Source organism: Streptomyces sp. NPDC020845 (genome assembly GCF_044334165.1).
In the GTDB taxonomy this organism is placed as follows: domain Bacteria; phylum Actinomycetota; class Actinomycetes; order Streptomycetales; family Streptomycetaceae; genus Streptomyces.
Window position 1 is genome coordinate 343,400 of the sequence record NZ_JBIRSJ010000002.1, and the last position, 25,752, is coordinate 369,151.

21 protein-coding genes are annotated in these 25,752 nt (G+C 71.5%); 2 read left to right on the forward strand and 19 right to left on the reverse strand.

Going from position 1 to position 25,752, the window contains the following annotated elements:
• Window positions 1-33 precede the first annotated feature (33 nt).
• Window positions 34-1,155 carry a mechanosensitive ion channel family protein gene (locus ACH4U7_RS05455; RefSeq protein ID WP_398526702.1) on the forward strand — a complete coding sequence of 374 codons (1,122 nt, stop codon included), beginning with the start codon at window positions 34-36 and terminating at the stop codon, window positions 1,153-1,155.
• 9 nt (window positions 1,156-1,164) lie between these two features.
• Here the strand turns inward: ACH4U7_RS05455 and ACH4U7_RS05460 are convergent, their stop codons facing one another.
• The 4 genes from ACH4U7_RS05460 to ACH4U7_RS05475 all read right to left on the reverse strand — a co-directional run bounded on the left by ACH4U7_RS05460 (window position 1,165) and on the right by ACH4U7_RS05475 (window position 4,097).
• Window positions 1,165-1,635 carry a GNAT family N-acetyltransferase gene (locus ACH4U7_RS05460; protein WP_398526703.1) on the reverse strand — a complete coding sequence of 157 codons (471 nt, stop codon included), beginning with the start codon at window positions 1,633-1,635 and terminating at the stop codon, window positions 1,165-1,167.
• A complete protein-coding gene (locus ACH4U7_RS05465; RefSeq protein WP_398526704.1) occupies window positions 1,632-2,573 on the reverse strand; it encodes an RluA family pseudouridine synthase in 942 nt (313 codons plus the stop codon). The genes ACH4U7_RS05460 and ACH4U7_RS05465 overlap by 4 nt, the downstream gene beginning before the upstream one ends.
• Window positions 2,574-2,661: 88 nt before the next feature.
• Window positions 2,662-3,240 (reverse strand): signal peptidase II, encoded by a 579-nt coding sequence (locus ACH4U7_RS05470; protein ID WP_398526705.1) that lies wholly within the window; start codon window positions 3,238-3,240, stop codon window positions 2,662-2,664.
• Between the two features lie 74 nt (window positions 3,241-3,314).
• Window positions 3,315-4,097 carry a TraR/DksA family transcriptional regulator gene (locus tag ACH4U7_RS05475; protein ID WP_398526706.1) on the reverse strand — a complete coding sequence of 261 codons (783 nt, stop codon included), beginning with the start codon at window positions 4,095-4,097 and terminating at the stop codon, window positions 3,315-3,317.
• 591 nt (window positions 4,098-4,688) lie between these two features.
• On the opposite strand from ACH4U7_RS05475, the gene ileS reads away from it, so the two are divergent.
• Window positions 4,689-7,826 carry an isoleucine--tRNA ligase gene (gene ileS / locus ACH4U7_RS05480; RefSeq protein ID WP_398526707.1) on the forward strand — a complete coding sequence of 1,046 codons (3,138 nt, stop codon included), beginning with the start codon at window positions 4,689-4,691 and terminating at the stop codon, window positions 7,824-7,826.
• Between the two features lie 283 nt (window positions 7,827-8,109).
• Here ileS and ACH4U7_RS05485 read toward each other — a convergent pair whose 3' ends face one another.
• The 15 genes from ACH4U7_RS05485 to ACH4U7_RS05555 form a co-directional block, all read right to left on the reverse strand.
• Complete coding sequence (locus ACH4U7_RS05485) at window positions 8,110-9,267, reverse strand: DivIVA domain-containing protein (protein ID WP_385625951.1); 1,158 nt, start codon at window positions 9,265-9,267, stop codon at window positions 8,110-8,112.
• Between the two features lie 49 nt (window positions 9,268-9,316).
• Window positions 9,317-9,613: a YggT family protein gene (locus ACH4U7_RS05490; RefSeq protein WP_014180455.1), complete on the reverse strand. Its 297-nt coding sequence runs from the start codon at window positions 9,611-9,613 to the stop codon at window positions 9,317-9,319.
• 73 nt (window positions 9,614-9,686) lie between these two features.
• Window positions 9,687-10,301 carry a cell division protein SepF gene (locus tag ACH4U7_RS05495; RefSeq protein ID WP_014180454.1) on the reverse strand — a complete coding sequence of 205 codons (615 nt, stop codon included), beginning with the start codon at window positions 10,299-10,301 and terminating at the stop codon, window positions 9,687-9,689.
• 123 nt (window positions 10,302-10,424) lie between these two features.
• Entirely contained in the window at window positions 10,425-11,144 is a 720-nt protein-coding gene (locus ACH4U7_RS05500) for a YggS family pyridoxal phosphate-dependent enzyme (protein ID WP_398526708.1), read from the reverse strand.
• Window positions 11,145-11,147: 3 nt separating this feature from the next.
• Window positions 11,148-11,879: a peptidoglycan editing factor PgeF gene (pgeF, locus tag ACH4U7_RS05505; protein WP_398526709.1), complete on the reverse strand. Its 732-nt coding sequence runs from the start codon at window positions 11,877-11,879 to the stop codon at window positions 11,148-11,150.
• A gap of 44 nt (window positions 11,880-11,923) precedes the next feature.
• Window positions 11,924-13,165 (reverse strand): cell division protein FtsZ, encoded by a 1,242-nt coding sequence (gene ftsZ / locus ACH4U7_RS05510; protein ID WP_398526710.1) that lies wholly within the window; start codon window positions 13,163-13,165, stop codon window positions 11,924-11,926.
• A gap of 378 nt (window positions 13,166-13,543) precedes the next feature.
• Entirely contained in the window at window positions 13,544-14,341 is a 798-nt protein-coding gene (locus ACH4U7_RS05515; protein ID WP_398526711.1) for a cell division protein FtsQ/DivIB, read from the reverse strand.
• A 66-nt stretch (window positions 14,342-14,407) separates the two neighbouring features.
• Window positions 14,408-15,502: an undecaprenyldiphospho-muramoylpentapeptide beta-N-acetylglucosaminyltransferase gene (murG, locus tag ACH4U7_RS05520; RefSeq protein WP_385625959.1), complete on the reverse strand. Its 1,095-nt coding sequence runs from the start codon at window positions 15,500-15,502 to the stop codon at window positions 14,408-14,410.
• 6 nt (window positions 15,503-15,508) lie between these two features.
• Complete coding sequence (gene ftsW, locus ACH4U7_RS05525; RefSeq protein WP_398526999.1) at window positions 15,509-16,828, reverse strand: putative lipid II flippase FtsW; 1,320 nt, start codon at window positions 16,826-16,828, stop codon at window positions 15,509-15,511.
• 444 nt (window positions 16,829-17,272) lie between these two features.
• The gene (gene murD / locus ACH4U7_RS05530; RefSeq protein ID WP_398526712.1) at window positions 17,273-18,724 is read right to left on the reverse strand and encodes a UDP-N-acetylmuramoyl-L-alanine--D-glutamate ligase; all 1,452 of its coding nucleotides are present in this window, start codon (window positions 18,722-18,724) and stop codon (window positions 17,273-17,275) included.
• A complete protein-coding gene (mraY, locus tag ACH4U7_RS05535) occupies window positions 18,709-19,776 on the reverse strand; it encodes a phospho-N-acetylmuramoyl-pentapeptide-transferase (protein WP_043491945.1) in 1,068 nt (355 codons plus the stop codon). Before mraY ends, murD begins: the two co-directional genes overlap by 16 nt.
• A gap of 8 nt (window positions 19,777-19,784) precedes the next feature.
• Window positions 19,785-21,230, reverse strand: a complete 1,446-nt coding sequence (gene murF / locus ACH4U7_RS05540) for a UDP-N-acetylmuramoyl-tripeptide--D-alanyl-D-alanine ligase (protein ID WP_398526713.1) — start codon at window positions 21,228-21,230, stop codon at window positions 19,785-19,787.
• A 62-nt stretch (window positions 21,231-21,292) separates the two neighbouring features.
• Window positions 21,293-22,918, reverse strand: coding sequence for a UDP-N-acetylmuramoyl-L-alanyl-D-glutamate--2,6-diaminopimelate ligase (locus tag ACH4U7_RS05545; RefSeq protein ID WP_398526714.1), 1,626 nt, complete (start codon window positions 22,916-22,918; stop codon window positions 21,293-21,295).
• A 147-nt stretch (window positions 22,919-23,065) separates the two neighbouring features.
• Entirely contained in the window at window positions 23,066-25,045 is a 1,980-nt protein-coding gene (locus ACH4U7_RS05550; RefSeq protein WP_398526715.1) for a penicillin-binding transpeptidase domain-containing protein, read from the reverse strand.
• Window positions 25,046-25,130: 85 nt separating this feature from the next.
• On the reverse strand, window positions 25,131-25,676 hold the full coding sequence (locus ACH4U7_RS05555) for a septum formation initiator family protein (protein ID WP_398526716.1): 546 nt from the start codon (window positions 25,674-25,676) through the stop codon (window positions 25,131-25,133).
• Between the last annotated feature and the right edge of the window lie 76 nt (window positions 25,677-25,752).

The following is a 25,752-nucleotide window of genomic DNA, read 5'->3' on the forward strand; positions in this document are numbered from 1 at the left end:
CTCGTCGCGTGCGAAGGATCAGGATAGGTGTCCATGGAGGACGTACTGCGTCCGCTCGTCGTCATCGGCGGCTCGCTCGCCATCACTCTGCTGATCGGCTGGGCGGTCGACCGGCTGCTGCAACGCACCGACGCCCGCCACGCGGAGACGCCGCTGTGGGGCCTGCTGCGCCGCTGCCGGCTGCCGCTCCAGGTGACGGTCTGCTCGGCGCTGCTGCGGGGCTCGTACGACAAGACGCACGCCCGGGTGGTCCGGGAACACGGGTCGGGCATCGCGCAGCTGCTCGCGCTGGTGCTGATCGCGGCCACGGCGTGGCTCGCGGTGCGGGTCTCGGCGGCGGTGGTGGAGTCCTCGTACCGCCGCTATGCCGCCAGCGCTCACGACCCGGCGCGGGTGCGCCGGGTGCGCACCCAGGTGACGCTCATCCAGCGAGTGGTGACCGCGATCGTCGGGGTGGTCGCGGCGTCGGCGATGCTGCTGACCTTCCCGGCGATGCGTACGGTGGGCACGTCCATGCTGGCCTCCGCCGGGATCCTGGGCATCGTCGCCGGCGTCGCCGCGCAGTCGACGCTGGGCAACCTCTTCGCCGGGCTGCAGATCGCCTTCGGCGACATGGTGCGGATCGGCGACACGGTGGTCGTGGACGGCGAGTGGGGCACGGTCGAGGAGATCACGCTGACCTTTCTGTCCGTGCGGACCTGGGACGAGCGCCGGATCACCATGCCGGTGTCGTACTTCACGGGCAAGCCGTTCGAGAACTGGTCGCGCGGCGGCTCGCAGAAGACCGGCGCGGTCGTCTTCCACCTCGACCACTCGGCGCCGGTCGCGGAGATGCGGGTGCGGCTGGGCGAGATCGTGCGCAAGTCCCCGGCGTGGGACGGCCGGGACTGGAGCCTCGCGGTCACGGACACCACGCCGTCCACGATGGTGGTGCGGGCGCTGGTGACGGCGCGGGACGCGGACGACGCGTGGACGGTGCGCTGTGAGGTGCGGGAGCAGATGATCACGTGGCTGCGGGAGCACCACCCCTACGCGCTGCCGCGCATCACCACCGCGACCATCCAGCCACCGCGGCCCGCGGCCGACTCCGAGGACCGCCTCAGCCGCTTCGGCGACGATCTCCACAAGGACGGCACACACCCGCGCCGAAACTAGCTCCCAGGGCTAGAGCGCCCTGCGCATGGCGCGATGCGGGATTCCGCTGCCCTCGTCGAATTCGGGGCCGTACGCCGCGTAGCCGAGGCGCTCGTAGAAGCCGAGGGCGTGGGTCTGGGCCTCCAGGTAGACCTCGGCGAGCCCGCGCCGCAGCGCCTCCGCCTCGACCGCGCGGACGAGGTCCGCGCCGAGGCCGGTGCCGCGGGCGGCCGGGAGGACCGCGAGGCGGCCGAGGACGGCGGTGGTGACGCCGGCCACGCCGGCGTGGCCGTACTTCTTGTCCGCTGCCGCGCCGTGGAGGAAGCGGACGGTGCCCGCCGGGCCCTGGGGGCCGGTGGCGAGGAGGTGGACGGCGTGCGCGTCGTACTCGTCCATCTCCTCCGATTCGGGAATCCGCTGCTCGACGACGAAGACCTCGCGGCGCACCCCGCGGCAGACCTCGAGGGAGTCGGCGCCCACGACCTCGATCCGGTACGTCACGCGCTGTCCGCCCGCACGGTGTCCAGCGCCCACTGGAGATCGTCCGGGTAGCGGCTCTCGAACTCCACCCAGCCGCCGCCCCCGGGGTGCTCGAAGCCCAGCCGCACGGCGTGCAGCCACTGCCGGGTCAGCCGCAGCCGCTTGGCGAGCGTCGGGTCGGCGCCGTACGTGAGGTCGCCGACGCAGGGGTGGCGGTGGGCCGCCATGTGGACGCGGATCTGGTGGGTGCGGCCCGTCTCCAGCTTGATGTCGAGGAGGCTGGCGGCGCGGAACGCCTCGATGAGGTCGTAGTGGGTGACGCTGGGCTTGCCCTCGGCGGTCACGGCCCATTTGTAGTCGTGCTGCGGATGGCGGCCGATCGGCGCGTCGATGGTGCCGCTGAGCGGGTCGGGGTGGCCCTGGACGAGGGCCTGGTAGCGCTTGTCGACCGTACGCTCGCGGAACTGCTGCTTGAGCAGGGTGTACGCGAGCTCGGACTTGGCGACGACCATCAGGCCGGAGGTGCCGACGTCCAGCCGGTGGACGATCCCCTGGCGCTCGGCGGCCCCGGAGGTCGAGACGCGGAAGCCCGCGGCGGCCAGGCCGCCGATGACGGTGGGCCCGGTCCAGCCGGGGCTGGGGTGAGCGGCGACCCCGACCGGCTTGTCGACCACCACGACGTGCTCGTCGTCGTGCACGATCTCCATGCCCTCGACGGGCTCGGCGACGATCCGTACGGGCGGCGCGGCCTGCGGCATCTCCACCTCGAGCCAGGCGCCGCCGGAGACCCGGTCGGACTTGCCCGCGACACTGCCGTCGACCTGCACCTTGCCCGCGGCGGCCAGCTCCGCCGCCTTGGTCCGAGAAAACCCGAACATGCGTGCGATCGCGGCGTCGACGCGTTCGCCTTCGAGGCCGTCGGGTACGGGGAGCGTGCGGATCTCGGGAATCGTACTCACCCGTCGAGTATGCCGGACCGCACAGCCCGGTTCGTACGCCAGTCCTCGGGCCCCCGGCCCCGGATCCGGCCCCTGTGGCCTGAAAAGCTCAGTCCTTGTGGACCGTGCCGTCCGGGTCCAGACCGCGGAAGGAGAGGATGACGATCAGGAAGCCACCGCAGACGATCGCCGAGTCGGCGAGGTTGAAGACCGCGAAATGGGCGGGCGCGATGAAGTCGACCACCGCACCCTGCAGCCCGCCCGGCGCGCGGAAGACGCGGTCGGTGAGGTTGCCGAAGGCGCCGCCCAGCAGCAGCCCGAGCGCGATGGCCCAGGGCAGGCTGTAGAGCTTGCGGGCGAGCCGGGCGATCACCACGATGACACCGGCCGCTATCACCGTGAAGACGATGGTCATGGCCTCGCCGAAGCCGAAGGCGGCGCCCCGGTTGCGGATCACCTCGAACTGGAGCCAGGTGCCGATCACCTCGATCGCGTCATGGTGCTCCAGTTTCGCCACCACGAACAGCTTGCTGCCCAGGTCGAGCAGGTACGCGAACGCGGCGACCGCGAGCAGCACCGCGATGCGCCGCCGCCCGCGCCCCGGCTGCGCCCCGTCGGCACCCGCGACGGCGCCTTCCTCGGCCTTCCCCGCTTCTGGCGTACCGATGGCCTGCTCCGCCTCTGTCACGTAAGTCCCTCAAACATCGTCCGGGCCAGTCTCCCCCTGGCTGAGGACGAGAGTACGGCACTCCCGACGGACGGTCAGCGCCGCTCCTGCCGCTGTTTGCACTCCACGCACAGAGTGGCCCGGGGGAACGCCTGCATCCGGGCCTTGCCGATGGGGTTGCCGCAGTTCTCGCACAGCCCGTACGTCCCGGCGTCCAGCCCCTCCAGGGCGCGCTCGGTCTGCAGCAGCATCTCGCGGGCGTTGCCGGCCAGGGCCAGCTCGTGCTCGCGCGTGATGTTCTTGGTGCCGGTGTCGGCCTGGTCGTCGCCCGCGCCGTCCCCGGAGTCCCGCATCAGCCCGGTGATCGCCTGCTCGGACGCGAGGATCTCGGTCCGCAGCCGGCCGGCCTCAGCCAGCAGCTCGGTGCGCGCCTCGGCCACCTCCTGCGCCGACCAGGGCTCCTCACCCGGGCGTACGGCCAGGTCACCGGGGGCCACGGGGCCGACGCCCACGCGGGCCTTGGGGACCGCGCCGGGCGCCTCGGGGGCCTGGTTCGCCGTCGGCGCCCCGCTCGGAGTCTTCTTCGCAACCACTTTCCTGGCTCCCGTCTTCTTCGGGGGCACCGCCTGCTCGGCCGGTGCGGCCTTCTTGGTGGCCTTTTTGGCCGTGGTCTTCGCGACCTCGGCCTTCTTGGTCGTGGCCTTGTCGGCCGCGCCCTTCTCCTCCACCGCGCCCTTCTTCTCCACCGCGTTCTTCGTGGCCTTCTCGGCCGCCGTGGCGGGCGCCGCCGCCTTCTTCCCGGAAGCGCTCTTCTTGGCGGTCGTGGCCTTCGTCGCCTTCGCCGTGCTCTTCTTCACGGCGGTCTTCCTCGCCACCATGGTCGCGCCCCTTCACATATTGTGATCTTGCACGCGAATCGTTCCGGAACGATAAATCGACTTCAGGCACGCGGCAACGGGGCACGCCGCCCGATTCGCCCGGCTTGCCCGTGGGACAACCCGGTCTCAATCGGTTGTGCCCCACCGCCCGCCCGGTAATCCGGCCATGAATCAGTACCGGGCGGTGACGCCCGGCCCGCGCGGACTCCGGCACCCTGCGTATCGCCATTCGGGTCACCGCCCGGCCCCCGTACCTCACTCGGCGCAGCCCGTAATCCGGTCGGCCGGGTGGTGCCCGGACCCGTACACTGGGCGAAGCGAAAGGCGTGGAAGGGGACGAGTAGCGTCGTACGCAGCCATGAGCGACCCGGGGACGGTGCGAGCCCGGGGGCGAGCGCGATGTGAAGGATCACCCCGGAGCCGCCGGAAGAACCCCCGCCCAGGGCCAGTAGAACCGGTGTCGCGACCCCAATGAGGGGGCCAGGAGCCAGCCCAGCGCTCCCGGCCAAGGAGGGTGGTACCGCGGGAGCGCGAGCTCTCGTCCCTCCGACGGAACGCAGACCAGCACGTGTCCGCCGGAGGAAAGATCCGATGACGCAGTACCGCCAGGTGCCCGCCCAGGTCGACCTGCCAGCCCTCGAGCACGCCGTTCTCGACTTCTGGCGGGAGAACAAGATCTTCGCCCGGAGCCTCGAGCAGTCCGCGGGGCGGCCCGAGTGGGTCTTCTACGAGGGCCCGCCGACCGCCAATGGCATGCCGGGCGCCCACCACATCGAGGCCCGCGTCTTCAAGGACGTCTTCCCGCGCTTCCGCACCATGCGCGGCTACCACGTCGAGCGCAAGGCGGGCTGGGACTGCCACGGCCTGCCGGTCGAGCTGGCCGTCGAGAAGGAGCTCGGCTTCAGCGGCAAGCAGGACATCGAGGCGTACGGCATCGCCGAGTTCAACGCCAAGTGCCGCGAGTCGGTCAGCCGGCACATCGACGCCTTCGCCGACCTCACCACGCGCATGGGGTACTGGACCGACCTCGACGGTGCGTACTGGACCATGAACCCCGAGTACGTCGAATCGGTGTGGTGGTCGCTCAAGGAGATCTTCAACAAGGGGCTGCTGGTCCAGGACCACCGGGTCGCCCCCTGGTGTCCGCGCTGCGGCACCGGCCTGTCCGACCACGAGCTGGCGCAGGGCTACGAGACGGTCGTCGACCCGTCGGTCTTCGTCCGCTTCCCGCTGACCTCCGGCCCGCTGGCGGGCGAGGCGGCGCTGCTGGTGTGGACGACCACGCCGTGGACCCTGGTGTCCAACATGGCCGTCGCCGCGCACCCCGATGTGCGCTATGTGGTCGCCACCGACGGCCAGGAGAAGCTGGTCGTCGCCGAGCCGCTGCTGGAGAAGGCCCTCGGCGAGGGCTGGACCGTCACCGGGCAGTCCTTCACCGGGGCCGAGATGGAGCGCTGGACCTACCAGCGCCCGTTCTCCCTGGTGGATGTCGACGGCGATGCGCACTTCGTGGTCAACGCCGAGTATGTGACCACCGAGGACGGCACCGGCCTGGTCCACCAGGCCCCCGCGTTCGGCGAGGACGACCTGCGCACCTGCAAGGCGTACGGTCTGCCGTACGTCAACCCGGTCCGCACGGACGGCACCTTCGAGGAGGGCCTGGAGCTCGTCGGCGGCCAGTTCTTCAAGAAGGCCGACGAGGCGCTGACGGCCGATCTGCAAGCCCGCGGCCTGCTGTTGCGGCATGTGCCGTACGAGCACAGCTACCCGCACTGCTGGCGCTGCCACACCGCGCTGCTCTACTACGCGCAGCCGTCCTGGTACATCCGCACCACCGCGGTCAAGGACGCGCTGCTACGGGAGAACGAGCGGACGAACTGGTTCCCGGATTCGGTCAAGCACGGCCGCTACGGCGACTGGCTGAACAACAACATCGACTGGGCCCTGTCCCGCAACCGCTACTGGGGCACCCCGCTGCCCATCTGGCGCTGCGCCGAGTCCCACCTCACCTGCGTCGGCTCCCTCGCCGAGCTCTCCGAGCTCACCGGCACCGACCAGACGGGCCTGGACCCGCACCGGCCGTTCATCGACGAGGTGACCTTCACCTGCACCGCCGAGGGCTGCGAACTGGAGGCCGTACGGGTCCCCGAGGTCATCGACGCCTGGTACGACTCGGGCTCGATGCCCTTCGCCCAGTGGGGCTACCCGTACCGCAACAAGGAGATCTTCGAGAAGCGCTATCCGGCGCAGTTCATCTCCGAGGCAATCGACCAGACCCGTGGCTGGTTCTACACCCTGATGGCGGTCGGCACGCTCGTCTTCGACAAGTCGAGCTATGAGAATGTGGTCTGCCTCGGACACATCCTGGCCGAGGACGGCCGGAAGATGTCCAAGCACCTGGGCAACATCCTGGAGCCGATCCCGCTCATGGACCAGCACGGCGCGGACGCCGTCCGCTGGTTCATGGCCGCCGGCGGCTCGCCGTGGGCCGCGCGCCGGGTGGGCCACGGCACCATCCAGGAGGTCGTCCGCAAGACGCTGCTCACCTACTGGAACACGGTCGCCTTCCAGGCCCTGTACGCCCGCACCTCGGGCTGGGCGCCGAGCGAGGCCGACCCGGCCCCGGCCGACCGGCCGCTGCTCGACCGCTGGCTGCTGGGCGAGCTGGGCACGCTGACCGAGCAGGTGACGCAGGCCCTGGAGGCGTACGACACCCAGCGCGCCGGCAAGCTGCTGTCGGGCTTCGTCGACGACCTTTCCAACTGGTATGTCCGCCGCTCCCGCCGCCGCTTCTGGCAGGGCGACGCGGCCGCGCTGCGCACGCTGCACGAGGTGCTCGAGACGGTCACCCGGCTGCTGGCCCCGCTCGTCCCGTTCATCACCGAGCGGGTCTGGCAGGACCTGATCGTCCCGGTCACCCCGGACGCCCCGGAGTCGGTGCACCTGGCCGGCTGGCCCGAGGCCGACCAGGAGCTGATCGACCCGGCCCTCTCGACCCAGATGACGCTGGTGCGCCGCCTGGTGGAGCTGGGCCGCGCGACCCGCGCCGAGTCGGGCGTCAAGACCCGTCAGCCGCTGTCGCGCGCGCTGGTCGCGGCGTCCGGCTTCGAGTCGCTGTCCGCGGAGCTGCGCACGCAGATCGAGGAGGAGCTGAACGTCTCGTCCCTCGCCTCGCTCAGCGAGGTCGGCGGCTCGCTCGTCGACACCACGGCCAAGGCCAACTTCCGCGCGCTGGGCAAGCGTTTCGGCAAGGGCACCCAGCCGGTCGCCAAGGCCGTCGCCGAGGCGGACGCGGCCGCGCTGTCGCTGGCGCTGCGCGAGGGGACGGCGTCGGTGGTGGTGGACGGCGAGACGGTCGCGCTCTCCGCGGACGAGGTGATCATCACCGAGACCCCGCGCGAGGGTTGGTCGGTCGCCTCCGACGCGGGCGCGACGGTGGCCCTCGACCTGGAGATCACCCCGGAGCTGCGGCGCGCGGGGCTCGCCCGCGACGCGATCCGGCTGATCCAGGAGGCCCGTAAGAACAGCGGCTTGGACGTGGCCGACCGGATCGCGCTGCGCTGGGGCGCGGCGGACGAGGAGGTCCGTACGGCGCTGACCGACCACGCGACGCTGATCGCGGACGAGGTCCTGGCGACGGACTTCGCGTCCGGCGACGGTGACTCCGGCTACGGCGAGGAGTTCTCCGACGAGGCCCTGGGCCTCACCTTCCGCCTCCGCAAGGCGTAGCCCCTTTTTGCGCCTAAACCGGCGCCGCTCTCGCGGACCTGGTTGCTCGCCGTATGGGTTGCGCAATTGATGGTTGCGTCTTCGGCGCGGACATCGTGGTGGGGGCCGGGACTTCGGCCCCCACCATGCGGCGGAGCCGCGTGAATACGGTTACGCAACCCAGTCCGCGAGAACGGCGCCGGTTTCCGCACGAAACGGGCCGGGCCCGGGAGCATCGCTCCCGGGCCCGGCCCGTCTGATTGCCGACCTTTACGCGCTGCGCGCTACGCCGCGCGCCGCCGCGTCAGTTGTCGTCCTCGTCGATGAGGAAGCCGCGCATGGGGCTCGGCGCCTGCTGCATCGGCTGCGGGGCCTGCGGGCGCACCGGAGCCATCGGCTGGGTCATCGCGGGGGACATCTGCTGCTGGCCACCGTAGGACGGCGCGCCGCCGCCCTGGGTGTGCCCGCCCATGGGCTGGTTGCCGCCCATGGTGTGGCCGCCCATCGCGCCCGCGCCGGCCGAGGCCATGGAGCCGGTCATGGACGGGGACGGCGGCAGCGAGGCGGTCGCCGGGGTGCGCGGCGGGGCCAGGGAGTCGTCGGCCTGGTTCTCCAGCTGGCGCAGCTGGCTCTCCAGGTACGACTTCAGCCGCGTGCGGTACTCGCGCTCGAAGCCGCGCAGGTCCTCGACCTTGCGCTCCAGCGTGGCGCGGGCCGACTCCAGCGAGCCCATCGCGACGCGGTGCTTCTCCTGCGCGTCCCGCTCCAGCGCGTCGGCCTTGGCGCGGGCGTCCCGCTCCAGGCCCTCGGCGCGGCTGCGGGCCTCACCGACGATCTTGTTGGCCTCGGAACGGGCCTCGGCGATCGCCTGGTCGGCGGTCTGCTGCGCGAGCGAGAGCACGCGCGCGGCGCTGTCGCCGCCCGGGCCCTGGCCCGGCTGCGGCAGCTGCGGGCCGCCGGGGCCGCCCATCGGACCGCCCATGGGGCCACCGGGGCCCATCGGACCGCCCTGACCCATCGGGCCCGGTCCGCCCTGGCCCATGGGGCCACCCTGACCCATCGGGCCGCCCTGACCCATGGGACCGCCCTGCATCGGACCCGGTCCGCCCTGGCCCATCGGGCCTGCCGGCAGCTGCGGGGCACCGCCCGGAAGTTGGGGCGGGCCACCCATCTGCTGCTGGCCGGGCGGCACGGGCTGCGGTCCGGATATGGCGGCGGGCACAGGAGCGCCGGGTCGCTCCTGCTGTTCCGGCGGTTTACGCATGTTCTGCTGCTGACTCTGCGCGGCGGCACGGGTCGCGGCGGCCAGCTTGGCGCGCAGATCCTCGTTCTCCCGCAGCAGCCGGGTCAGTTCGGCTTCGACCTCATCGAGGAAGGCATCGACCTCGTCCTCGTCATAGCCTTCTCGGAGGCGGACGGTCGTGAACTGCTTGTTCCGCACGTCCTCGGGGGTCAACGGCATCTCTAACTCACCTCAACGTAGTCGTCGGCAATCGGCAAGACCGTATCGTTCACACGCTGCTCGCAAAATTGCGGACGACGGTGATCAAGATCCAGACGATGATCATCAGAACGAAGAAGGACAGGTCGAGCGCCACACCCCCGAGACGCAACGGCGGGATGAACCGCCGCAAGAGCTTCAGCGGCGGATCGGTGACAGTGTAGGCGGCCTCCAGGATGACCACCATCGCCTTGCCGGGTTGCCACGAGCGGGCGAACTGGAAGACGTAGTCCATCACCAGCCGGAAGATCAGCACGATCAGGAAGCAATACAGCGCGATGTAGATCACCTGCAGTGCGATGCCCATCCCGCTGTGTCCCTCTCCCCTTGCGTGCTCGGCCGTACGGCCTGTTGATGACTCGGTGTTGCCGTGTTGCGTCTCAGCTTTGGTTGAAGAACCCGCCCTCTGCGATACGGGCCTTGTCCTCCGCCGTGACATCGACGTTAGCAGGAGACAACAGAAACACCTTCTGAGTCACCCGCTCAATGCTCCCATGGAGGCCGAACACGAGTCCGGCCGCAAAGTCGACAAGTCGCTTTGCATCCGTGTCGTCCATCTCCGTGAGGTTCATGATCACCGGGGTGCCCTCACGGAAGTGTTCCCCGATAGTACGGGCCTCGTTGTAGGTCCTGGGGTGCAGCGTCGTGATGCGGTACGGCTCTCGCTCGGACACGACCTTGGGCATGATCACCGGCGCGTTCTTCTCCAAGTTCTGACGTTCAGGTGTGATGGATGCCACGGGGGCGATTCGCGCGGGTCGCCCGGTTTCCGGTACGAGCGGGGCGGGTTCACGCTGCGCCGGGGGATGGACGACTCGTACAGATTCGCCCCTCTCCGACCGCGGCTCGGTTTCCGTCACCTGATGCCTGCGACGGTCCCGCTCGGGCTCCGGCTCGGGCTCGAACTCGTCGTCGGGGTCGAATCCCCGGCCGTCGTACCCATCGTCCTCCACGAGGCCGAGGTAGACCGCCATCTTGCGCATAGCGCCGGCCATTCTCTGCGTCCTCCGCTCTGTGGTGGATCGGCTCCGCCACCGGATGCCTTGGATCCACGCGGCCTGCCCGCCTTTTGGCGGGAATGACCATATTTTCTGCTGTGGTCCGACTTCTTCGCGACGTTACCGGAGCCTGGGTCGGACTCCGAGCACCGCCGTGCCGACGCGCACATGTGTCGCACCGGCGGCCACCGCGTCCTCGAGATCCGAGCTCATCCCCGCCGAGACCATGTTCGCAGCAGGATGGGCCGCGCGCAGGCGGGATGAGATTTCCATCAGCCGATCGAAGGCGGCCCGCGGCCGCCCCGCATACGGTCCGGCCAGCGGAGCGACCGTCATCAGACCGTCCAGCCGCAGCCCTTGAGCCTCGACCACCGCGTCGCCAAGAGCCTCCACCCCGTCCGGCGCGACACCTCCCCGTTCTCCCTGTTGACCCGACTCCGCGTCGAGCGCCACCTGAATCAGACAGCCCAGTTCGCGGCCGGCCCCCACCGCCGCGCGCGACAGCGCGTCAACCAGCCGCTTGCGATCGACGGATTGCACCATATCGGCGTAACTAGCCACCGATCGCACCTTATTGGTCTGCAATTGCCCAACGAAGTGCCAAATCAACGGAAGATCGGCACATTCGGCAGCTTTGGGCGCGGCGTCCTGATCGCGATTCTCCGCCACATGATGAACGCCGAGTTCCGCGAGGAGCCGGACATCGCTCGCCGGGTAGGTCTTGGTCACCACAATCAACGTGACTTCTTCACGTTTGCGGTCGGCAGCCGCACAAGCCGCGGAGATACGTTCCTCCACGCGAGCAAGATTTTCGGCCAGTTCCGTTCTGCGATCCGTCACAGCTCAGCCGCCCAACCAGACATAGCTCGCGAGCCGCCCCGTGGTGCGCTCGCGCCGGTACGAGAAGTGGTCCGTCGATTCCAGCGTGCAGATGTGGGAGTGCTCTTCCATCTTCACGCCCGCGTGGACGAGCTGGGAGCGCACGCCGGCGGTCACATCCACCGCCGCGGTGCCCCAACTGGTCTCGGCCCACGCCGCGGGCACGGTCTTCGCGACCTCGGCGCGCATCTCCTCGGGGACCTCGTAGCAGCGACCGCAGACCGAGGGACCCGTACGGGCGAGGATCCGGGCGGGGTCCGCGCCCAGTTCGGTCATCGCCCGCACCACCGCGGGCACGACCCCGGCGACCAGGCCCGGCCGCCCGGCGTGCGCGGCCCCGGCGACCCCGGCCACCGGATCGGCCAGCAGCACCGGGGTGCAGTCGGCGGTGAGGACGGCGAGGGCGAGCCCGCGGCGGGCCGTCACCACCGCGTCGACCGCCGGGACCTCGCGGTCTCCCCACGGTCCGTCGACCACGGCCACGTCCCGGCCGTGCACCTGGTTCATCCAGACGACCTCGGCCGGGTCCAGGCCCAGCGCCTTGGCCGCCAGTTCGCGGTTGGTCCGTACGGCCGCGGGGTCGTCGCCGACCGCGCCGCCGAGGTTGAGCTCGTCATACGGAGCGGCGCTCACTCCGCCCCACCGGTCGGTGAAGGCGAAGTGCGCGCCGCTCGCGTCGTGCTGTTGCGCTATCACTTCTGGATCGCTTCAGGATCGCCGAGGAGCCATGTCGGCACGGCTCACTTGAGGAAGTCCGGCACGTCCAGCTCCTCGGCCTGGCTGTCCTGGTACGGACGGGCCGGCGGGACCTGCGGGGTGGGCATCGGGGCGGGCGGCGGGACCTCGGCGACGGGGGTCGGCTCGGGCCTGGGCTCCTCCTCGCGCGGAGTGACGCTGCCGAGCCCGCCGAACGACGGCCGGCTGCCGGTGTCGGAGGACGACCGGCCGGTGCCGGCGCCGACCGGGCCAAGGCCCTCGTCGCGGCTGCCGCCGCCGTAGGAGCCGAGCACCTTGTCGCGGTTCTTGGCCGGCGGCTGACCGCCGTCGAAGCCGGCCGCGATCACGGTGACCCGGACCTCGTCGCCGAGCGCGTCGTCGATCACCGCACCGAAGATGATGTTGGCCTCGGGGTGCGCCGCCTCGCTCACCAGCTGGGCGGCCTCGTTGATCTCGAACAGGCCGAGGTCGGAGCCACCGGAGATGGAGAGCAGCACACCGCGCGCACCGTCGATGGAGGCCTCCAGCAGCGGCGAGGAGATCGCCATCTCGGCGGCGGCCACCGCGCGGTCGTCGCCGCGGGCCGAGCCGATGCCCATGAGCGCCGAGCCCGCCTCGGACATCACGGACTTGACGTCCGCGAAGTCGAGGTTGATCAGACCCGGGGTGGTGATCAGGTCGGTGATGCCCTGGACGCCCGACAGCAGCACCTGGTCCGCGGACTTGAACGCGTCGAGCACGCTCACCTGACGGTCCGAAATGGACAGCAGCCGGTCGTTCGGAATCACGATGAGGGTGTCGACCTCGTCGCGCAGCCCCGCGATGCCGTCCTCGGCCTGATTGGCGCGGCGGCGGCCCTCGAAGGTGAACGGACGGGTGACCACGCCGATCGTCAGCGCGCCCAGCGAGCGGGCGATGTTGGCGACGACGGGCGCGCCGCCGGTGCCGGTGCCGCCGCCTTCGCCCGCGGTGACGAAGACCATGTCGGCCCCCTTGAGGACCTCCTCGATCTCCTCGCGGTGGTCCTCGGCGGCCTTCCGGCCGACGTCGGGATTGGCGCCGGCGCCGAGGCCGCGGGTGAGCTCGCGGCCGACGTCGAGTTTGACGTCCGCGTCACTCATCAGCAGGGCCTGCGCATCGGTGTTGATCGCGATGAACTCGACGCCCTTGAGCCCGACCTCGATCATCCGGTTGATGGCATTCACGCCACCGCCGCCGATGCCGACGACTTTGATGACTGCGAGGTAGTTCTGCGGTGCTGCCACGTCGAAGGCCTCTCGCCTCGAGTTACGTGTCGCCACCCCGCCGTTGCCGCGGTGCGCCGACTGATGCCGAATGGGACGGTTCCGATCGCCGACCCCAACCCTAACGCTGAAGTTTAGGGTTACCAGTGCCTATGTTTCCCGGAGTCTTCGGAACAGGACACTAAGTCGACAAGTGGCGCGCGTTCAACGAACACGCCGAACCTCCCGTTTTTCTTTTCACCCTATGTGATCACCCAGCGGACTAGCCAACCAGGGTCCTGGCCTGCAGCCCCTCTTCCCGCTCAGTCCCGGGGCGCTCCTACGCGCGGGCTTCCTCCGTCGCTGCGCGGCTCCTCAGTCCAGCCCGCGCAGCGCCCCGAGACACGCTCGCTATATACGTCAACTATGCGTCACCGCGGGGGCGGTCGGCGCACTGACGTCGTAGCGCTCCGCGTCCGGTACGGCCTTCATAAGCGCGGTGAGGGTCTTCGCCTTCGCCGCCCCGCGTTCGGAGCTGCCCCATACGACCGTGCGGCCGCGGGTCAGTCCGAGCGCGATCGAGTCATAGGAGCGGACCCGGACGGAAAGAGTGTCCGCCCGGACCTTCTCGGGCAGTTGGGCGATCACGGCGACCGCCTCGCGGCGCAGCCTGGTCGCGCCGAAATGGCGGGAACTCGGCGACCGGTCCGCCTCCACTTGCAGCAGTGGAACGCCCTTCGGCGCCTGTGGAACTGTCGCGAACAACACGCCTTCCTCGTCCACTTCGAGGAACTTGCCGGCTTTCTCGACGATCGCCTCGGGCCTGCGCTCGGTCACCCGTACGGCGATGGTGTCCGGCCAGGACCGCGAGACATCCACATCCGCTATCCGCGACAGCCGCGCCCGCAGCCTGCGCTCGACGCCGTCGGTGTCCACCGCCGCCAGCGGCTCGTTCAGCGGGACGGCCGCTGCCTCGCGCACCTCGCCCGGGGTCAGCGCGGTCGTGCCGCTGACGGCCACACGCTCGACCCGCAGCCAGCTCGACCCGTACAGCAGCCAGGTGACGCCGGAGCCGAGGAGCGCCGTCGCCACCCCCGTCACCAGCAGCGTGCGGCGGCGGGGCAGCCGGAGGCGGCGGCGCGCCTTGAGGGCGGGCGGGGGCGGGCCGGGCGGCGGCGTCCTGCGGGCACCGCCCTTGGCGGTCGTCGCTCCGGCCACGCTTGCCCACCTTCTTTCTTCCGGTCCGGAGGGGTCCTTGAGGCCGCCCTCCGGACCGGCCCGGCCTCACATCTGGCGGCGCGCCGCGATTGCCTCGTACACCATGCCGACCAGCAGCTCGTCGGCGTCCCGGCGGCCGAACTCGGCGGCGCGCCGGGACATGTCGTACAGCCGGTGCGGGTCGCCGAGCACGGGGAGCACGTTGGCCTGCACCCACTCGGGGGTCAGCTCCGCGTCGTCGACCAGCAGCCCGCCACCGGCCTTGACCAACGGCTGGGCGTTGAGCCGCTGCTCGCCGTTGCCGATGGGCAGCGGGACGTAGGCGGCCGGCAGCCCGACGGCGGACAGCTCGGCGACGGTCATCGCGCCCGCGCGGCAGAGCATCATGTCCGCCGCGGCGTACGCGAGGTCCATCCGATCCACGTACGGTACCGGTACATAGGGCGGCATACCGGGCATGTTGTCCACGCGCGGCAGTTCGTTTTTCGGTCCGACCGCGTGCAGGATCTGGATTCCGGCCCGCTGCAGGAACGGGGCGACCGCCTGGACCACCTCGTTCAGCCGGCGCGCGCCCTGCGAGCCGCCGGACACCAGCAGCGTCGGCAGGTTCTGGTCGAGGCCGAAGGCGGCGCGCGCCTCGGGGCGGACCGCCGCCCGGTCGAGGGTGGCGATGGTGCGGCGCAGCGGGATGCCGACGTAGCGGGCACCGCGCAGCTTGCTGTCCGGGGTGGAGACCGCGACGAACTTGGCGTAGCGGGAGCCGATCTTGTTGGCCAGGCCCGGCCGGGCGTTGGCCTCGTGGACGATGATGGGCACCCCGGCCCGCTTGGCGGCCAGATAGCCCGGCAGCGCCACATAGCCGCCGAAGCCGACCACGCAGTCGGCCTTGGTGCGCTCCAGGATCTGCTCGGCGGCCTTGATCGTGCCGCGCAGCCTCCCGGGGACGGTGATCAGCTCGGGGGTGGGCTTACGCGGCAGCGGTACGGCGGGGATCAGCCCGAGTTCGTAACCCCGCTCGGGCACGAGCCGGGTCTCGAGCCCCCGCTCCGTCCCGAGCGCCGTGATCCCCACGGTCGGATCCTGCCTGCGCAGGGCGTCCGCGAGGGCGAGCGCGGGCTCGATGTGGCCGGCGGTCCCCCCACCGGCGAGTACGACATGCACCGAAATTCACCGCTCTCCGGACGGCCGCTTCTTGACGCGCCGTCTCATCGTCTTCCGTCTCACCCGAGCCAGCTTCTTCCACAAAGCAGGCTGCCGCGTCGCCAGTGCCGCCCGCGCGCTCGGCTCCGCCCGCGCGAAGGCGATCAGCAGGCCGATCGCGAACATGGTCGGCAGCAGGGCGGACCCTCCGTAGGAGAACAGCGGGAGCGGGACCCCGGCGATCGGCAGCAGACCGAGCACCGCGCCGATATTGACCACGGCCTGGGCCGTGATCCAGGTGGTCACGCCTCCCGCGGCATACCTCACGAAGGGGTCCTCCGTGCGTCCGGCCACGCGGATACCCGCATAGCCTAGAGCCGCGAAGAGTACGAGCACCGACAGCGTCCCCGCGAGGCCGAGTTCCTCCCCGGTAATGGCGAAGATGAAGTCGGTGTGCGGTTCGGGTAGTTCGCCCCATTTTTCCATACTTGCGCCCAGTCCGGAACCGAACCAGCCGCCATTGGCCAGGGCGTAGATCCCGTGCACCGCCTGCCAGCACTGATCATTGTGGCCGGGCTCGGTGGCCCCGATGCAGGCGAGCCGGGACATCCGGTTGGCGCTGGTCTTGATCAGCAGCACGCCGATCGCCACGGCGAACGCGAGCACCCCGGCGAACAGCCGGGTGGGGGCGCCGGCCAGCCACAGCAGGCCGAAGAGGATGGCGGTGAGGATGATCGCGGTGCCCATGTCCCCGCCCAGCATGATCAGGCCGAGCAGCATGCCCGCCGCGGGCACCAGCGGGACCAGCAGGTGCTTCCACTGGTTCAGCAGCCGCTTGTCCTGCTTGCGGGCCAGCAGATCGGCCCCCCACAGCACCAGCGCGAGCTTGCCGAATTCCGAGGGCTGCAGCAGGAACGGGCCGCCGAAGGAGATCCAGTTCTGGTTGCCGTTGACCGCCACCCCTATCCCCGGCACCTGAACCAGGCACATCAGGAAGACCGACCCCGCCAGGAGCGGATAGGCGAAGGCGCGGTGCAGTTTGATGGGCATGCGCACGGCGAGCAGCAGCAGTACGCCGCCCAGCGCGGCGGCGAACAGCTGCTTGCGGAAGAAGTAGGAGGGGGCCAGGCCCGACTGCAGCGCCTTGATCTGGGAGGCGGAGTAGACCATCACCAGGCCGAGCACGATGATCAGCAGGCTGCCGCCCATGATCAGGTAGTACGCGGTCAGCGGCCGGTCCCAGGCCTTTCTGAGCCGCGTCTGCGCTCGGCGCAGCGCGGCCGGCACACTTCCGCGGGTGGGGCGGCGGGGGGAGCCCGGGCCGCGCTCGGGTCGGGCGAAGCGCAGGGCCCGCTCGCGCGTGGCCGTCCGCTCCCGGGGGGCCGCCGACTTGTTCGCGGCCGTCCCTTCGCGCCCCGCCACGCGCTTACGCCCCGCCGCGCCCTGACGCGCGGCGCCGCTCTGACGCGCCGCGCCGCCCTGGCGCCCGGCCGTCCGCTCCGGCGTGGCCGCCCGCTCCCGGGCACCCGCGCGCTCCCGCGAGCCGGCCTGGGCGCGCGGGGGCGTCCGGTCCCGCGGGGTCGCCTGGGCGCGCGGGGGCGTCCGGTCCCGCGGGGTCGCCTGCGCCCGCGGGGTCGCGCGGTCCCGGGAAGCCGCCCGGTCCCGTGGCGCGCCGCGGCCGGTGCCCGGGCGGCCGGGCTTCCAGGGTCGCGGCGCGGCGGGCTGGTCAGCCGTCATGTCGTATCCCCTCCAAGGTCCCCGCGCGAGCGGTCCGCGCGGGGGACCGGCGGGCTACTGATCGTCCGGGACCCGGCCGGAGGCCAGATCGTGAACCGCCGCGGCGAAGGCGTCGCCCCGCTTGTTGTAGTTGACGAACATGTCCATCGAGGCGCAGGCCGGAGCCAACAGGACCGTATCGCCCGGCCGGGCGAGCCGGGCCGCTTCCCGGACAGCCGCCGCCATCGCCCCAGTGTCGGTCCGGTCGAGGTCCACAACCGGGACATCTGCCGCGTGTCGCGTGAGCGCTTCGCCGATCAGGGCGCGGTCCGCGCCGATCAGCACGACCCCGCGCAGCCGCTTCGCCGAGGCGACCACCAGCTCGTCGAAAGTGGCGCCCTTGGCCAGGCCGCCCGCGATCCACACGATGTGCTCGAAGCTGTCCAACGACGCCTGGGCCGCATGGGTGTTGGTGGCCTTGGAGTCGTCCACGTACGCCACCCCGGCCACGTCCGCGACATGCTCGACGCGGTGCGGATCGGGCCGGAAGGCGCGCAGGCCATCCCGTACGGCGGTGGGCGGGACACCGAAGGCGCGGGCCAGGGCGGCCGCCGCGAGGGCGTTGGCGATGTTGTGCGGGGCCGGCGGGTTCACATCGGAGACCTCGGCGAGCTCCTGCGCCTGCTTCTGCCGGTTCGCCACGAAGGCCCGGTCGACCAGGATGTTCTCGACGACGCCGAGCTGGGACGGGCCGGGCGTGCCGAGGGTGAAGCCGATCGCCCGGCAGCCCTCCTCGACATCGGCCGCGCGCACCAGGTCCTCGGTGGCCGGGTCGGCGACGTTGTAGACGCAGGCGACCTGGTTGCCCTCGTAGATACGGCCCTTGTCGGCCGCGTACGCCGCCATCGAGCCGTGCCAGTCGAGGTGGTCGGGCGCGAGGTTGAGCACGGCGCCGGAGTGGGCGCGCAGCGACGGCGCCCAGTGCAACTGGTAGCTGGAGAGCTCGACGGCCAGTACGTCGTACGGCTCGTCGCCGAGCACCACGTCCAGCAGCGAGACGCCGATGTTGCCGACGGCGGCGGTGCGCAGCCCGGCCGCCTCCAGGATGGCGGCCAGCATGCGCACGGTGGTGGTCTTGCCGTTGGTGCCGGTGACCGCGAGCCACGGCGGCGCGTCGGCCTTCCTGAGCCGCCACGCCAGCTCCACATCGCCCCACACCGGCACACCGGCCTCGGCGGCCGCCAGGAACAGCGGGCTGCTCGGCTTCCAGCCGGGCGTGGTGACGATCAGCTCCGTGCCCTGGGGCAATGTGTCCCCGTCGCCGAGCCGGACCGTGACGCCGCCCAGCGCCTCCAGTTCGGCCGCCTCGGCGCGCTGCCGCTCGCCGTCGACGCCGTTGACGACGGTCACCGTGGCCCCGAGGCCCCGCAGCGCACGCGCCGCGGGGACCCCGGAGACGCCGAGTCCGGCGACGGTGACATGCCGCCCGGCGAGGTCGGAGACGTCCAGTGTCACTGGGCTCGCCATCCCCCGTAGAAGAGGCCGAGTCCGACGATCACGCACATGCCCTGGATGATCCAGAACCGGACCACCACAAGGACCTCGCTCCACCCCTTGAGTTCGAAGTGGTGCTGTAGTGGCGCCATCCGAAAGACGCGCCGCCCGGTGAGCCGGAAGGAGCCGACCTGGATGACCACGGACATGGTGATCAGGACGAACAGACCGCCGAGGATGGCCATCAACAGCTCGGTGCGGGAGCAGATGGCCAGGCCGGCGAGCGCGCCGCCGAGCGCGAGGGAGCCGGTGTCACCCATGAAGATCTTCGCGGGCGAGGTGTTCCACCACAGGAAGCCGAAGCAGGCGCCCATCAGCGCGGAGGCGACGACCGCGAGGTCGAGCGGGTCACGGACCTCGAAACAGGACGCGGGGTTGGTAAGGGTCTGCGCGTTGGCGCAGGACTCCTGGTACTGCCAGACGCCGATGAAGGTGTAGGCGCCGAAGACCATCACGGAGGCGCCGGTGGCCAGGCCGTCGAGGCCGTCGGTGAGGTTCACGCCGTTCGACATCGCCAGGATCATGAACAGCGCCCAGATCGCGAAGATCACCGGGCCGAAGGACCAGCCGAAGTCCTGGACGAAGGAGAGCCGGTCGGAGGCGGGGGTCTGCTGCCGGGAATCGGCGAAGTTCAGCGAGAGGATCGCGAAGGCGACGCCGACGATCAGCTGGCCGAGCATCTTGGCCTTGGCCCGCAGACCCAGGCTCCGCTGCTTGACGATCTTGATGTAGTCGTCCAGGAAGCCGACCAGGCCCATCCCGGCGAACAGGAAGAGCACCAGCACACCGGAGAAGGTGGGCTCGCTGCCGGTGATCACCTTCGTCGCGGCGTAGGCGATCAGCGTGGCCAGGATGAAGGAGATACCACCCATGGTGGGCGTCCCCTTCTTGCTGCCGTGGGAGCGCGGGCCGTCGTCCCGGATGAACTGGCCGTAGCCCTTGCGCGCCAGCAGCTTGATCAGCAGCGGGGTGCCGATCAGGGTCAGAAAGAGCCCGATGGCTCCCGAGAAGAGGATCTGCCTCATGCCACCCATCAGCGGACGACCTCACCCTCGCCCTCGAGCAACGCCTGCGCGACCCGCTCCAGCCCCACCGACCTGGATGCCTTCACCAACACGACGTCCCCCGGTCGCAGCTCGCTGCGCAACAGATCGACCGCCGCCCGCACGTCGGACACGTGCACCGACTCCTCACCCCACGAACCCTCGTTCTTGGCGCCCATGTCGAGCCATGCGGCCTCCTGGCCGCCGACCGCCACGAGCTTGCTGACGTTGAGCCTGACGGCCAGCCGCCCGACCGCGTCGTGCTCGGCCAGTGACTCCTCGCCGAGCTCGGCCATCGGGCCCAGCACCGCCCACGTGCGCCCCCCTTCCGCCTGGCCGGCCGCGCCCATCGCGACCAGCGCGCGGAGCGCGGCTCGCATGGACTCGGGGTTCGCGTTGTAGGCGTCGTTGACGACCGTCACGCCGTCCCGGCGCTCGGTGACCTCCATCCGCCAGCGGGAGAGCTGCCCCGCCTCGGAGAGCGCCACTGCGATCTCGTCGACGGACATGCCCAACTCATGGGCGACGGCGGCCGCGGCAAGCGCGTTCGACACGTGGTGCTCACCGTACAGGCGCATGGTCACTTCGCTGCACCCGGTAGGGGTGTGAAGGGTGAAGGACGGCCGACCGCCGTCGGCGAGCCGGACATTCTCGGCACGTACGTCGGCGTCGGCGGCCTCGCCGAACAGCACCGTGCGGGCCTTGGTGCGGGTCGCCATGGCGCGTACGAGCGGGTCGTCGGCGTTGAGCAGCGCGACCCCGCCCTCCGCGGCGGCGGGCAGGGCCTCGACGAGTTCGCCCTTGGCCTCGGCGATCGCCTCACGGCCGCCGAACTCGCCGATGTGGGCGGTGCCGACGTTGAGGACCAGCCCGACGCGGGGCGGGGTGAGTTCGGCCAGGTACCGGATATGGCCCTTGCCCCGGGCGCCCATCTCCAGCACCAGGTGCCGGGTCGTCTCATCGGCGCTCATCGCGGTCAGCGGCAGGCCGAGCTCGTTGTTGAGCGAGCCCGGCGTCCACACGGTGGGGCCGTGCCGCCGCAGCAGCTGCGCGATCAGGTCCTTGGTGCTGGTCTTGCCCGCCGAGCCGGTGAGCGCGACCACGGTGGCGTCCAGGCGCTGCACGACGGCGCGGGCCAGCGCCCCCAGGGCGGCCTGGACGTCGGGCACGACGATGGACGGTACGGGCGCGGCGTCCGCGGCGGCGGCCGGGACGGGCCGGGCGGCCAGCACCGCCACCGCGCCCTCCTCGACCGCGCGGGCCGCGAAGTCGTGCCCGTCCACGCGCTCGCCGGGGAGCGCCGCGAAGAGGCCGCCCGGGCGCACCTCGCGGGAGTCGATCACGACGGGGCCGGTGACCTTCAGGTCCGTGTCCGGTATGTCGTGCGGCTGCCCGCCGACGATGCCGATGATCTCGGCGAGGGACAGGGCGATCACTGATCACCTCCGGCCGTGCGGGGAAGCTGCCGGGAGGGGGCTGGTGCGCGCATGGCGGTCTGTCATCCCTGGTTGTCTTGGCGTTTGATGGCGAGCTCGATGGCTTCGCGCAGTACCTGGCGGTCGTCGAAGGGGCGTACCACCCCGGCGATGTCCTGGCCCAGCTCATGGCCCTTGCCCGCAACCAGCACGGTGTCGCCGGGCTCGGCGCGGGCGACGGCGGCGGCGATGGCCTGCGCCCGGTCGGCGTCGACCAGCACATCGCCGCGTTCGTGAGCGGGCACCTCGGCGGCGCCCGCGAGCATGGTGGCCAGGATCGCCAGCGGGTCCTCGGAGCGGGGGTTGTCGGAGGTCAGCACGGCGGTGTCGGCGTAACGGGCGACGGCGGCGCCCATAGGGCCGCGTTTTTGCTGATCGCGGTCGCCGCCGCAGCCGAGGACGGCGTGCAGCCTGCCCTCGGTGACCTTGCGCAGGGCGCGCAGGACCGACTCGACGGCGTCCGTCTTGTGTGCGTAGTCCACAACAGCGAGATACGGCTGTCCGGCGTCCACGCGCTCAAGCCGGCCGGGCACGCCCGGGACGGCCGCGACACCGTCGGCGGCGGTCTGCGGGTCGATCCCGGCGACGGCGAGCGAGACGACGGCGGCGAGCGTGTTGGCGACGTTGAAGGCGCCCGGGAGGGGCGCGGCGGCGGTCACGGACTCGCCGTTCGGGCCGAGGATGGTGAACTCGGAGCCGAGCGGGCCCACGGTCACGTCGGCCGCGCGCCAGTGGGCGTCGGGGTGGCCCTCGGCGGAGAAGGTGGTGACCGGGACCTCGGAGAGGTCCACCAGGCGCTTGCCGTACTCGTCGTCCAGGTTGATCACCGCGGCGCGGCTGCGCGCCTTGGTGAACAACTGGGCCTTCGCCTGGAAGTAGTCCTCCATATCGGAGTGGAACTCCATGTGCTCCGGGCTGAGGTTGTTGAAGACGGCGACGTCGAAGACGCAGCCGTCGACCCGGCCGAGCACCAGGGCGTGGCTGGAGACCTCCATGGCCAGCGAGCCGACCCCGCGCTCGCGCATCACCGCGAAGAGGGCCTGCAGATCGGTGGCCTCGGGGGTGGTGCGCTCGGATTTGATCCGCTCGTCGCCGATCCGCGACTCGACGGTGCCGATGAGGCCGGTGAGCGAACCGTCGCCCTTGGCGGCGGCCGCCTTCAGCCCGCCCTCGACGAGGTACGCGGTCGTGGTCTTGCCCGAGGTGCCGGTGATGCCGATCTGCAGCAGGTCCCGGCCCGGCTCGCCGTAGATCGTGGCGGCCAGCGCGCCCATCCGGCCGCGCGGGTTCTCGACGGCCAGGACCGGCAGCCCGGTGGCCGCCGCGCGGTCGGCGCCGCCCGGGTCGGTGAGCACGGCGACCGCGCCGAGGTCGGCGGCCTGGGCGGCGAAGTCCGCGCCGTGCAGGCGGGCGCCGGGCAGGGCCGCGTAGACGTCGCCGGGGCGTACGGCCCGCGAGTCGTGGGTGATACCCGTGGCGGCCGCCCCCTCGGGGGCCTTGGGGGCGTCGATGCCCAGCTGATCGGCCAGCTCCCGGAGCGGGATCGCGCGGACCTGCAGAGGCCGGGGCGCTCCCGGGTAGCTCGACGGGCCACCCTTGGGGGAGAGCTGCGAGGGCTGGGAGGTTTGAGACTGATCAGCTTGGGGCACGGCGTGAGACTACCCGCCGCACCCGCTCCCCCGCGAAATGAGGGGGTGCTGCGCGCAGCGCGGACGGTTGAGGGTGGTGGTGGGAGACGGCTGGGCCGGGGGGTGGTGTGCGCGGATGCGGAGTGAACAGGGACATGGCGAGGGCGGTCACCGGCCGGGGCTGTAGCTGACCGGCAGCCGCGCCGCCCGCTTTCCGGACGGGGCCACCTGCAGCGTCTTCAGCGAGAACTCCATGACCTGTTTGAAGACCGGCCCGCAGACCTGGCCGCCGAAGTAGCTGCCCTTGGTCGGGTTCTGGACGGCGCAGTACACGGTCACCCGCGGCTGGTCGGCGGGCGCGAAGCCCGCGAACGAGGCGGTGTAGCCGTGGTAGCGGCCGGTCTTGGGGTCCACCCGGTTGGACGTGCCGGTCTTGCCCGCGACGCGGTAGCCGGGAATCTTCGCCTTGGTCCCGGTGCCCTGCTGGTCGTCGATGACGGATTCGAGCATCGAGGTGAGCGTCTTCGCGGTCTTCTCGCTGACCACCCGGGTCCGCTTGGGGTGCGGCGCGGCCGAGAAGCGGTCTCCGGAGCCCTGGGTGCCGCGCACCAGGGACGGCTGGATGCGTTCGCCGCCGTTGGCGATGGTGGAGTAGACGGAGGCCGCCTGTACGGCGTTGAGCGAGAGCCCCTGGCCGAAGGGGATCGTGTACTGCTGTGAGGCGCTCCAGTCCTCCGGCTTGGCCAGGATGCCCCGGGTCTCGCCGGGGAAGCCGAGCCCGGTGTAGCTGCCGATCCCGAACTTCCGCAGATAGGAGTAGAGAATCCGATCGGCCTGCTTCTGGTTCTTCCCCAGCTGCTCGGTGGCGAGGATCGTGCCGATGTTGCTGGACTTGGCGAGTACCCCGTTGAGCGTGAGGTACCAGGTGGGGTGGTCGATGTCGTCCGCGAAGGCGCGGTCCGCGCGCGGCAGCCGGTTGGGGACCACCACATGGGTGTCCCAGGTGGCGACGCCCTCCTCCAGGACCGCGGCCATCGACATCAGCTTGCTGACGCTGCCCGGTTCGTACGCGTCCGAGAGCGCGGCGTTGCCCAGGGCGTCGGCGTTCGCGCCGGAGATGTCGTTCGGGTCGAACCCCGGGGCGTTGGCCAGGGCCAGGATCTCGCCGGTGCGGGTGTCCTGGACGACCACATAGCCGCTGTCCGCCTTGGACGCCTTCACCTGCTCGCTGATGGCGCTCTGCGCGGCCCACTGGATGTCGCGGTCGATCGTCAGCTCGACATCGCTACCGGGCACCGCGGGCTGCTCCTTGACGTCTCCGGTGGGCACCTGACGGCCGCCGGACTGGGCGTAGACCCGCTTTCCGTCCTTGCCCGCGAGTTGCTTGTTCAGCTCCCGCTCGACGCCGGCCGCGCCGTGCCCCCCCGCGTCCACGAAGCCGAGCACTCCGGCGGCGAGGTTCCCGTTCGGGTAGACCCGCTTGCTGTGCGCCTCGCGGTTGACCCCGGCCAGGACGTTCACGCCCTTGCCCTTGGCCGCCGCGCCGTCCAGCGCGTTCTTGAGGTCCTTGATCTGCTTCCACACCTGCGGGGACTGCTGGCGGGCCAGCACCACGTACTGCGACTTCGGATTGGCGGTGAGCTTCCGCTCCAGCTCCGCCTGCTCCTCGCCGAGGATCGGCGCGAGCAGCGCGGCGGCCTGGCGCGGGGCGTCGTCGATCTTGGCCGTCTTGGGGGTGAGGAGGTCGGGGGCGGCGGTGATGTCGTACGCGTCCACGGTGGTCGCCAGGTCGACGCCGTGGCGGTCGGTGATCGAGCCGCGCTCGGCGGCCAGCGTGACCGGGATGTAGCGGTTCACATTGGCCTTCGCCGCGTACGCACCGGCGTCGACGGCCTGCACCTGGAGCAGCCGTACGACGAAGACCAGCATGATCAGGGTGAGGCCGAGGCTGATCAGCCGCAGCCGGGGACGCGGACTGCCCAGCCGCAACGGCGGGGCGGCGTTCCCCGGGCGGGCGGGCCCGCCGGGCCGCCGTGGGGCGGGGCGGGGGTCGCCCGATCGGCGCGGCGCGCCCTGGCGCGGGCGGCCGTCGCCCCGCGGCGGTCCGGCGGGGCCGGGCAGGCGGCGGGGGTCGCGCGGGGCCGTCACGCCGCCGCCCCGGGGGCGGCCTTGGCGCAGGCGGTCCTGGCGCGGGCGGTCCTGGCGCGGGCAGAGGGTCGCGTCACCGTGTCACCTACCGAGGGGCGGGGGTGGAGTTCGCGGACGGGGCGGCGCCGGGTGCGGTGGCGGTCGCGGTGCCGTCGGCGGCCGGCGCCGCCGAGGGCGCCGGGGATGCCTCGGCGTCGTCGGACACCGCGCCCGGCGATGCCGCCGTGGGCCCGGGGGCGGAGGCCTGAGCCGAGGGCGACGCGGCGGGCAGCGACGGCAGGGACGCCCCGGGGGCGCGGTACACCGAGGGACCGCCGGAGGCGGCGGGGGCGGGCGCGCCGCTGACGCTGCCGTCCGGGTTCAGAAACGCCGGACTGCCGCCCGGCACCATCCCGAGCTCCCGGGCCCGCCGCTCCAGCGCGTCCGGCGCGGAGAGCCGGTCCACTTCCTGCTGCAGCGCCTGCCGCTCGTCGGAGAGCTCGTCGGTCTGCTTCTCCAGCCTGCTGAGCTCGAAGGACCCTTGGTTGAGGGAGGAGTTGAGCAGCAGCAACGCGATCAGCCCGGACCCCAGCAACACCACGACCAACAACACAAACGGCGTCCGCCGCGCCACCCGCGGCCCCCCAGCCATCACCACGTCCCCCTGTCCCCGTCCACGACGCGTTCCTCTCTCCGCCCGCGCCACCAGGCCACAGGTTCCGCCCCGG